The sequence below is a fragment of the Wolbachia endosymbiont of Drosophila barbarae genome (genome assembly GCF_044752445.1).
Classification (GTDB): domain Bacteria; phylum Pseudomonadota; class Alphaproteobacteria; order Rickettsiales; family Anaplasmataceae; genus Wolbachia; species Wolbachia pipientis.
Genome location: NZ_JBIXJM010000002.1, coordinates 1 through 786 on the forward strand (window position 1 = coordinate 1; position 786 = coordinate 786).

A 786-nucleotide genomic window follows, 5' to 3' on the forward strand; every position below is an offset into this window, starting at 1 on the left:
CGAATCCTTTCGTCGTGCTGTTGATTCTGCCTTCCTATGACCTGTTCGAACTATTATGAGAAATGCTATACTTTTATAAACGTTACATTGCTAATCCATAAAATTTTTCTATTTGCTCACTCCATAACATCGGTATTTCTTTTAAATCCACTAACCTCAAACTCCTTGGCTGCCTCCCATTTACTATATCTTCCTTAATCTTTGGTGCTAAATAATTCAGCCTTAAAATTTGTTGTATTCGTCTTGTACCTATATTAATTTTGGTACTCAGTTCTCCTACACTTTCGTATTTTCCTTCCTCCAGTTGCCGTTTCCACAGGTGGGCTCTTACCACTGCTTTGAGTAACGCATTATTTGTTTTTCCTTCTGGCTCTACTACTGTGCATTTGTTTCCTTTCTTTTTTATTGGTGTAAATTCCACCTTATCCTCTGAACTCACCTCTATTCCATCTTCTTTCACTAATACTGTTTTTATTAACTTTTTCACTACTTCTTTCTGCTTTCCAAAACTTAAATTTTCCCATAACTTTTCAAATTTTTCTTCGGTCTTTTCTTTCCAATTTTCATATAGCTGCTCTGTCTTCCTCATTACTTCTTTTTCCATTTCTCCAGCTATTATAGTTCGATTTACTGATTCACAATTCTTTCCCCTTAAATGATTGTTGCATACGTAATATCGATATCTCTTATTCTCCTTTTTTGCATATGTCAGCGTCATATTTATAGCTCTTTTCATAGAAGTCCGGATGTGATAAGATAAGGATAGAAGATGATAAGGAGGTTGAG

1 pseudogene is annotated in these 786 nt (G+C 34.7%); it reads right to left on the reverse strand.

The features are described 5' to 3' along the window. Positions 1–82 precede the first annotated feature (82 nt). Positions 83–724: pseudogene (locus tag ACIPNH_RS00070) on the reverse strand (recombinase zinc ribbon domain-containing protein); the annotation flags it as partial. Positions 725–786 lie beyond the last annotated feature (62 nt).